This window comes from Gracilimonas sp. BCB1 (assembly GCF_040117685.2).
Classification (GTDB): Bacteria; Bacteroidota; Rhodothermia; order Balneolales; family Balneolaceae; genus Gracilimonas.
In genome coordinates this window covers 180,254-189,190 of record NZ_JBEDYP020000010.1, presented here as the reverse complement: position 1 = coordinate 189,190, position 8,937 = coordinate 180,254, and the positions used below count along the sequence as shown (strand labels likewise).

Genomic DNA, 8,937 nt, shown 5'->3' with positions numbered 1-8,937 from the left:
CAGACCCTTATTTTACATTTCAAGATCCAAACACTCTGCGCGTTATGGGCGGAGAGGAGCCGGTAACTCACCTGTCTGAGAATTACGATTCCTACAAATAAGTTTTATGTCTGAATTACCTACGAAAACAGGTGTGATTTTAGCGGCGGGATTCGGTTCCCGCCTTGCCGGTGCGGACACAGATACTGATCTCAAACCACTGACTTCCGTCGGTGGTACACCGCTTATCTACCGAACCATTGAAAGCCTGAAAACGGCCGGATGTGGTAAAGTAGTTATTGTGCTGGGCTTTGGTTTTGAAGAAATCAAGAATGATATCCTCGATTCCTACACCGGAGAAGTTCCCATCGAGTTTGCCCATAACAAACGCTATGATTTGAGTAACGGAATCTCGGTATTGGCTGCAGAGCCTTTTATAGAAGGTGACTTCATCCTGACGATGGCCGATCACATCCTTTCAGATGAAATGATGGAACTGGCCGGGGCACATCAGCCTGATGAAGGTACGGCTACCTTATTGGTTGACTACAAACTGGATGACATCTTTGACATGGACGATGCCACCAAAGTAATGGTGAAGGAAGGACGTATCAAAGCGATAGGCAAGCTGATCAGCGAATACAATTGCATTGACACCGGAGTATTTGTTTGCACAAAGGCGCTGCTTAAAGAAATTAAAAAAGTGTATGAGGCTACCGGTGATGCCTCCCTTTCTGATGGAGTACAAGCCCTTGCTGAAGCCGGTAAAATGCATACCCTGAATATCGGGGACGCTTACTGGCAGGATGTGGACACCCCTGAAATGCTGGCCGAAGCCGAGAAGATGCTGAGTGTATAACTCTGAGATCAATCAACTAAAGAAAGGTTAAAATAAACCTCTTCGTTGTTGTTTTTTTGAGCCCGGCCCCGGTAGAAAAGAACTTCTCCACCTAAAAAGGGCTTAATGATCAGTTTTTTTAGAGTACTCAGTTCATCCAACATCGCTACTTTTTCCTCTACCTCACTAAAATAAAAAGTATCGCCCGAGCCGTCTTCATACCAGACTGATATATCAACAGGAATTTTAGTTCCTGATACTTCTTTTCGTTCATTAACGATTAGCTTTTCAGGATTTTTCAGCGTCAATGTTTCTCCGTCATAGAAATAGGCGTAACCAATTGCCTCATAGGGAGCATGCTTAGGCACCATAAAATGGCCGCCGGAAAAACCACGTTCTGTTTTTGCGTTAAACTTGTACCCGGTTTCAAACAGCCTGGTAGCTAAATTTGTTTGATAAAAATGATCCATAAAGCCAATCCCTGAAACCCTTACGGTATCCGACCCCCCGGCGATATAACCAGAAACTCTGGAAAAGGGAATATGGATAAACATTCCAAGTTCATCCTCTTCACCTAACTTAAAAACCCCATCGCCGGGCTTAAAACCGGGGAAAGGATCATCAAAACTGATGTGGAAATCATATTTACCACGATAGTGAAAGTGATGAGGATTAAAGCCGGGTATCCCTTCAATCCAGATATCACGTTCGGGATGCAGTTTTAGTTTATACGGGTTTTCATGAACCAGCAGGTTCTTCAGGTTGTATTCTTTGGCGGTACTATAATTCTCTCCCTTCCAATTCAATAAGGAAAGTCTTCCGCTGGTAGAAGAATTCCTGAGTCCCGCAAAATGATGTACGGCGTAGGTTACATAGATTTGAGCCCCGTTATCCAGAATTACATGGTAAGCCCATTGCTCATTGTAATAAGCACCCTGTTGTTCGTGAATCCTGAAATCATCCTGTTCAAGATCCGTTATTTCGGGCTGAGTGCTTTCAACAATATTTTGAGCAAACAAAGCCGGTTGAAAAAGAAATAACCAGAGGAAAGCGATGAAAGCATGTTTCATAGAATACTGCTCGAAAATTAATAGAGTGAGCCTCATCCTTCAAAAAGGTAAGTTGTATTGACCTCTAATTTATCATTTAGTGACCAGATAATAGAAATAGCCGGGTTGGTTTTTATTGATGGTCACCGTGCCGTTCATCTCAATCAGTTCACCGCCAATCACTTTTTTTGCAACGAATCGTTTGATACCGCTTAATTCATTGAGCAGGGAATAGGTGTCCATGTGTCTTTTTACCCTTACGTTCAGCATGTCGGTTTGAAAGGGTTTAATCTTTACATAGCTGTCCAATTCAGAAGTTTCAGGATCTGATTCTATCCGTTCTATGGATGAAGGAGTGATCAGGTATTCAAGTCCGTTTCGGTATCCTACACCATATCCAATCGGGGTTTGGATACCGGCCTTCTTAAGCGTAAGGAAATGAAAAAACATGCCATTCTCATCATCCCCGGTTTTAATTCGGTAGCTGCGGTCAATAATTTCAGAAGAAAGGTTGTTCTGATAGATGTGATCCATATATCCCACACCGGTCACATTCAGCGTATCACCGTTAATGGCTACCATGCCTTTCACGTCAGCATGTGGGATAAGTAAAGCCATACCCAGCTCATTATTGCCGACTTTATACACCCCGTCTCCCATGGTTTTTCCTTTCGCAATGTTGCTGAAGGTGAGATCAAGGTCGTATTGAACCCCGTCATTGGTGTTGTGAAAAAACAAGCGGTGCTTATCATCAAAACGGCCCTTGCCCCAGTAAGGCCGGTCAGGGTGAGGGCGGATGTAATTGCTGTCCGGCTCAACCACTAAGGTTGCTGGATTATATTCCTTATTTACCACATAGGTATTTCCATCGGTCCAGCTAACCGAAAGCTTAACGCCGGTAACCCTGCCTTTAAATGAGCCGAAATCGTTGATCGAGAAGGTATAGATCAGCTGAACCCCGTTGTCCAGATGCACATGATAGGTCCAAAGTTCATTGAAGTATTTGGACTGGATATTTTTGGCAGCGAAGTCCTCCTCATCAGCATCACCAAAGCTGCCAACCGGGAAATAGACCGTTTGAGCAGAAAGAGAAGCCGGTAGCAAAAAAAGAATAAATAAGAACCTAAAGAAGTAAGATTTCATTGATGAATATAATTGAAAAAATGGGTGCAAAAAGCTTGTGCAGATGATAGATAATTAGAATTCAACAGTTGATGTAAGGGTAAATTTAAAGGCTTAACACGACTTTGGAAGATTTCATTGGCGACTTTGAAAATTATTCTGATTCATACTTAACCGAACAAACGGGACAAATCATGGATTAGTCTGAATCAATTATAGCTATGTTAACAGAAGATGTTTTGTTTTTTAAAATTGCGTGTTCATATGGAATAAATTAGGCGAAAAACAGTTAATTTCCACCGCTTCAGGATTGGCGGCCATATTTTTTATGTTGACATTTAAAATATTGATATCAGATTCATCCGCTACCGCTGAGGTCATCTGCAAAATAAAATCAGACCCTCTAACATATTAAGGGCATTGATTAAAGAATTTTCCAGGAACATAGTTACATGAAACAACTTTTGAGGCTTCTGAAGCCGCTTTTAAAATTCAATTACTCTCATCCGTATTGGGTAATAACTTTTTGCACTCTCTTGGCTGTTTTAGGAGGCTATTATGCCCTTCAGCTTAAAATTGATACCGATATAGCGAATCTCCTCCCCGAAGACCATCCCAATGTATTAGCTCTGGAAGAACTGAGTGAGTCGGTAGGGGGAGAAACGGCAATGCTGGTGGTCATCAACTCTCCGGGTTTTGAGGCCAACAAAGCCTTTGCCGATACGCTGATTCAGCGCTCCCTCGATTTGTACTATCCCCGCTACGAAGACACCTTCTTCAAGAGGGCCGAGTTCCGAAGGGAAACTGAGTTTGTAAAGAACAACGCCCTTTACCTCGCCAGCGAAAACGAGCTGGAAGAAGTTACCAGGTACCTGCAAGATGAAATTCAACAGGCCAAAGAAGAAGCCAACCCGTTCTACTTTGATCTCGGCGATGAGGAAGAGGAAGAAACCACCGGGGCTGAAGATTTTGAAGAAAGCTACGATATGCTGGTTCCTTCTGAATACCCGGTGAATGAAGACAGCACCATTTTGGTGGTAAAGTTATTCCCAACGGGGTCCAAAAGCGACATCAAATACCTGGAGGATATGTTTAAAGAATATGATGCTCTGCTGGCTTCTATGAATCCTCAGGCTTACCATCCGGAGATGGAGATCCGGTACGGGGGGAGGCTGCAAAGACACCTTGAAGAACTGAGCTCCATCATGAACGATGTATTGGGTAGTTTTGCAAGTGGTATAAGCAGCGTTATCGTTCTGGTAATGCTGTACTTTTTCTTCAAGAAATACATCCATTACCGCAAAGGAACAAACGGTAACGGAGATTACTCGGTGTGGTCCCACATCTTACGCATGCCGGTTCCTGTGCTTATTATCGGTGTCCCGCTATTGATGAGCCTTACCTGGACCTTCGGCATCACCTATTTCTATTTAGGGATATTGAATACTATGACTTCAGTGCTTTTCGTGATCCTGTTTGGGCTGGGGATCGACTATGGTATTCACTACTACGCCCGGTACATTGAATTGCGCTCGCTGGGAATGAATGCCCACGATGCCGTGATGCAAACCAATGAAAAGACCGGAGAAGCTATTCTCGTTTCGGCCTTCACAACGGCAGCGGCTTTATACATTTTGATGTTTGCCGATTTCCGGGGCTTCTCCGAATTTGGATTTATATCTGGAACCGGAATACTGCTGGCGCTGGTAGCCATGCTTTACATTATGCCGGCCCTGCTGGTGATTTTTGATGAACGACTGAACTGGATCCTGATTTCGGATGAGGAGAAGGAAGAATACGACGGTGTGCATCGCTATCCATACGCCCGAACCATTGTAACGGTGGGATTGGTAGCTTCAGCTTTTGTGATCGGCTTCAGCGGGAATCTCCGCTTTCAGTACGACTTTGGGGAGCTGGAACCGACCTTTCCCGAATATGAAGAGTTTCGCTCCTTTGCCGGACAGGTAGATGACAACAGCAAGCGAAACCCCGCTTACATCATCGCCGAAACCAATGAGCAGGTGGAAGAGATTGCAAACATCCTGAAAGAACGAATGGCTTCGGATACCACATCACCTACCATCCAAAGTGTGGAGACCCTTCAGGAACGCTATCCCATCAATGAGGAGCAAGAGCAGCAGAAGCTCCAAAAGATAGCCGAGATACGCGAGCTGCTGCAGGATCCGTTTTTGGTTGAGCAGGAGGATGAAGACCTGGAAAAACTTAGGATGGCCGCCCAAACCACCGAGCCCGTTTCGCTGGATTCCATCCCGAATTACCTGAAGTCCCGCTTTATTACCAAAGACGGAGAGGTAGGGCGTTTTGTTATCATCTATCCTTCGGTAGGACTCGGAGACGGGGTAAAATCACTCGCTTTTAAGGAAGATGTAGCCGTTGTAAAACTGGACAGCGGGGAGACCTTTTATGGTGCCAGTACCTCCATTGTCGCTGCTTCCATGCTGGAGTTGATGCAGAGGGAAAGTCCGTATATGGTAGGAGCCACCTTCATTTTCATTTACTTCTTCATGTTGTTTTCCTTCCGGTCGTTTCGATGGTCAATCATAGCGATGCTCCCTCTGTTGGTAGGCTTGCTTTGGCTATTTGGAATCATGATGATATTCGGACTGCAGTTTAACTTCTATAACCTGGTGGTGCTTCCCGCTATTCTGGGAATCGGTGAAGACAGCGGCGTACATCTGGCCCACCGGTACCGGGAGGAGGGGAAGAACAGCATGTGGCAGGTACTTTCCAGTACGGGGCAGCATATAACCATGGGCTCTATTACCACCATGTTGGGTTTTGCCGGATTGTTGTTTACCACACATCCGGGCCTGCAGTCGATTGGGATAATGGCGGTGCTGGGAATTGGGATGACCCTGCTTACTTCGATCACCTTCCTGCCTGCGCTCATTCAATGGCTGGAAGATAAAGACTGGATTCGGTTTTAGGGTTTATAGATTTAAGATAAAAGATGTTAGATGTGAGAAATTAGTATTGAGTACATAGTATTGAGAATACCTCATACTTTCTTTTTCCACCCTCACCGTTATTCCTGCGGAGGCAGGAATCTGGTTACTTGCCTCTGGTCATCCTGTGTTTGCCCCCCTTGACTCCACAGCCCCCTGGTGCCCAAGCTCCTGCTTGGGCACCAGGGGGCGGAAGGTCTGCTTTCCAGAGAGGAAGTTGTAGCTTTTAAGCGATTTCCTGTAACTATTTACACAAGGATAAGAAATCAGCATTCATGCCCATCCGTACCGCTAACTATTTGATTTTCCTTTCTCAACAGAAATCTGCACATTCCTGAGTGGATGTTATCCGACGACTTTATCCATCTTTCGGGTTGGATAACATCCGGGAAATACCGAATGGGAGTTTTGAAGGGGGATTTTTGGATACTATTCACCGAGTGCTAATAAAACCCTTGTTTGGATAATATTATGTTATACGGTTAAATAGAGAAGGCTATCCATGCTGAATAAATTTACTTCCCGTGAAATCCGGTTTCTGATAGCAGCCGTTGTTGTTTCTCTATTGATTCTAAGTACCTCTTTAGGAGCACCTGTTATTGCTGCATGGCTGCGAGCAGAAAATCTGCTGGGATTCGTTTTCATTTTTGCTTTCGTTTTAACATTAGTCTCGCTAGGTGCACTGGCATGGGATGCTAAAATTGGGAAAGTTGAAATTGGCATCATATTGAGCATTCTGGCAGTTTTCGTATTTGCAGCTGTACGCATGAATATACCGGAAGAAAGAAGCCATTTGGTTGAATATGCTATTGTGTCTGCGCTATTTTTTGAAGCGCTTATTTCTCGTCAACCTTTAATGACGATTATTAAAGCTGCCACTTTCGCCGTTATCATTGCTTCGTTTGTTGGGCTGTTGGATGAAATGCTTCAATACTTAGTTCCTGGACGTGTATTTGACATGAGAGATTTATTATTCAATGTTGGAGCAGCCATTGGCGGGGCAGCACTAGTTTCCGTCATAGCTAATGCAAGATTGAAATCAGATTAGATGGTATTTCCGAAACGAGTATCGAGCACCAAAATCACCGTATATCAAGCGATTCATTACGGACGCAGGTCGGGTTCGCAGGTAAGCTTGTGGGCAATAAAAATATTCAGTTACTTCAATTAAAACCGAGAACCCGCGCCCCTTATTCGTCAGACCGTTACCCATGCTTCGAAAATTTATACTGCTCAATTTGCTTTGTTTCTTTATTCTTGGGTGCAATGATTCTGTTGATACGATTGAAGCCCCTGAGGGCCCCCGCCATGACCTGTTGATAGATGGTAATGTGAAGTTTCAGGCAGAAATAAGATGGTCTGCTGCCAGCCACTTAGTACAAACTGATATTAAAGCTAAGAATATTGGCGCTGACACAGCCAGGATTGAAACAGGTCCTTGTGCATTTAATGTCATTGCCTACACGAAAGAAGGGGAAGCAGTTTGGTATAACCGGCCTCCTGATCAATATATCTGTACAGATGAAATGCTCATTTATAAGATTGCTCCTGAAGAGACAAGGCATCTTTCCGGACAAATGTATATTAGCGGGCAAAGCTGGCATCACGACATGCCGGAGGGAGATTGGATCTTTAAAGTTGAAAGTCGTACCGAGCAAGGAGAACGAATATCCTTTGATGCTCACAGCAGTTATTCAAGGTAAGAGCAAGTTTTCATTAGAGGGGAAAGCTCTGCTTCCATCATTAGTTTGCCGACTTGTAAGCCAACAAATTAAACAGTTAATTGAACCTGTAATCTCTGAAGCATAACCACCAGTCCGCCATAACCCACTTTCATGAAAGCCATACTGTTACAAGAATACGGATTGCCGGCTAAGCTGAAGGTTGGTGAAGCTCCGAAACCGGTTCCGAATGATGGGGAAGTGTTGGTACGCATTCATTCAGCTTCCATCAATGACTGGGATTGGGGGCTGGTGAGAGGAAAGCCGTTTATCATTCGGCTGTTATATGGTTTGAGAAAACCTAAGGTCAGGATCCCCGGGGTTGATATATCAGGAACCATAGAAGCTGTCGGGGAGAACGTGAGTTCACTTGGCATCGGCGATGAGGTTTACTGCGATCTCTCTGAATGCGGCTTTGGTGGTTTTGCCGAATACGTATGCGTGCCGAAAAATACGGCATATAAGAAGCCCGGAAGCCTGAGCCATAATGAAGCCGCAGCCCTTCCACATGCCGGACTTCTGGCTCTTCAGGGACTCATCCATAAAGGAGAGTTGAAATCCGGTCAAAAGATCCTGATTAATGGTGCCGGAGGCGGAGTAGGAACGCTGGCCATTCAAATGCTAAAACCGTTAAAGGCAGAGGTAACGGGGGTAGATAGCGGAGAAAAGCTTGAAATGATGAAATCGCTGGGTTATGACCATGTGATGGACTACAAGAAAACGGATTTCACAAAAACGGGAGAACGGTACGACCTTATCCTGGATACAAAGTCGAACCGGTCGGTGTATAAGTATGCCCGATCTCTGAAAAAGAAGGGAATTTATATCACCGTTGGTGGAACACTGCCACGGTTATTCGAAGTACTGATATTGGGTTCTATTCTTTCACTCTTTACCGGTAAAAAGCTTAGTGTTCTTGCTCTGAAACCGAATAAGGGTTTGGACCAGTTGACAAGACTTACGGAAAAGGGAATACTAAAACCTATAATTGACGGGCCGTATTCTTTTGATCAGATCCCGGGATTGATTCAGTATTTTGGTGAGGGGAAGCATAAGGGTAAGATTGTGGTTGAGATCAAAAAATAGGGGGTAGTGGAAGCGGAGCTTCCTAAGGTGGGTTCCGCAGCAGAGCGGCGGAACCAGATTAAATAGGGCAGATTAACCGAATTGACTCCGAAAAAATAGAGGTGATATATGAAAAACATAATCTTGGTAGTTGGAATAATAATTATTGGTATAGCTGTGGGTTCTGCTTTCGGAAA

The 8,937-nt window shown here is 44.4% G+C and carries 7 protein-coding genes; 5 read left to right on the top strand and 2 right to left on the bottom strand.

The features are described from left to right. The first annotated feature begins 106 nt into the window (after nucleotides 1–106). Entirely contained in the window at nucleotides 107–838 is a 732-nt protein-coding gene (locus ABFW99_RS05770; RefSeq protein ID WP_349355213.1) for a sugar phosphate nucleotidyltransferase, read from the top strand. Between the two features lie 8 nt (nucleotides 839–846). Here ABFW99_RS05770 and ABFW99_RS05765 read toward each other — a convergent pair whose 3' ends face one another. Continuing rightward, nucleotides 847–1,887 carry a hypothetical protein gene (locus tag ABFW99_RS05765; protein ID WP_349355212.1) on the bottom strand — a complete coding sequence of 347 codons (1,041 nt, stop codon included), beginning with the start codon at nucleotides 1,885–1,887 and terminating at the stop codon, nucleotides 847–849. Nucleotides 1,888–1,959: 72 nt separating this feature from the next. Beyond that, entirely contained in the window at nucleotides 1,960–3,009 is a 1,050-nt protein-coding gene (locus ABFW99_RS05760) for a hypothetical protein (RefSeq protein ID WP_349355211.1), read from the bottom strand. Between the two features lie 515 nt (nucleotides 3,010–3,524). On the opposite strand from ABFW99_RS05760, the gene ABFW99_RS05755 reads away from it, so the two are divergent. The 4 genes from ABFW99_RS05755 to ABFW99_RS05740 all read left to right on the top strand — a co-directional run bounded on the left by ABFW99_RS05755 (nucleotide 3,525) and on the right by ABFW99_RS05740 (nucleotide 8,761). Then, complete coding sequence (locus ABFW99_RS05755; RefSeq protein WP_349355210.1) at nucleotides 3,525–5,936, top strand: efflux RND transporter permease subunit; 2,412 nt, start codon at nucleotides 3,525–3,527, stop codon at nucleotides 5,934–5,936. A gap of 520 nt (nucleotides 5,937–6,456) precedes the next feature. After that, entirely contained in the window at nucleotides 6,457–7,002 is a 546-nt protein-coding gene (locus tag ABFW99_RS05750; RefSeq protein WP_349355209.1) for a VanZ family protein, read from the top strand. Between the two features lie 163 nt (nucleotides 7,003–7,165). After that, entirely contained in the window at nucleotides 7,166–7,657 is a 492-nt protein-coding gene (locus ABFW99_RS05745) for a hypothetical protein (protein WP_349355208.1), read from the top strand. Nucleotides 7,658–7,789: 132 nt separating this feature from the next. Then, nucleotides 7,790–8,761, top strand: coding sequence for an NAD(P)-dependent alcohol dehydrogenase (locus ABFW99_RS05740; RefSeq protein WP_349355207.1), 972 nt, complete (start codon nucleotides 7,790–7,792; stop codon nucleotides 8,759–8,761). Nucleotides 8,762–8,937: the final 176 nt, after the last annotated feature.

Bases quoted from the DNA above. Each gene is read 5' to 3' on its own strand.
- ABFW99_RS05770 (WP_349355213.1), top strand. From the start codon at position 107: ATGTCTGAATTACCTACGAAAACAGGTGTGATTTTAGCGGCGGGATTC.
- ABFW99_RS05765 (WP_349355212.1), bottom strand. From the start codon at position 1,887: ATGAAACATGCTTTCATCGCTTTCCTCTGGTTATTTCTTTTTCAACCG.
- ABFW99_RS05760 (WP_349355211.1), bottom strand. From the start codon at position 3,009: ATGAAATCTTACTTCTTTAGGTTCTTATTTATTCTTTTTTTGCTACCG.
- ABFW99_RS05750 (WP_349355209.1), top strand. From the start codon at position 6,457: ATGCTGAATAAATTTACTTCCCGTGAAATCCGGTTTCTGATAGCAGCC.
- ABFW99_RS05745 (WP_349355208.1), top strand. From the start codon at position 7,166: ATGCTTCGAAAATTTATACTGCTCAATTTGCTTTGTTTCTTTATTCTT.
- ABFW99_RS05740 (WP_349355207.1), top strand. From the start codon at position 7,790: ATGAAAGCCATACTGTTACAAGAATACGGATTGCCGGCTAAGCTGAAG.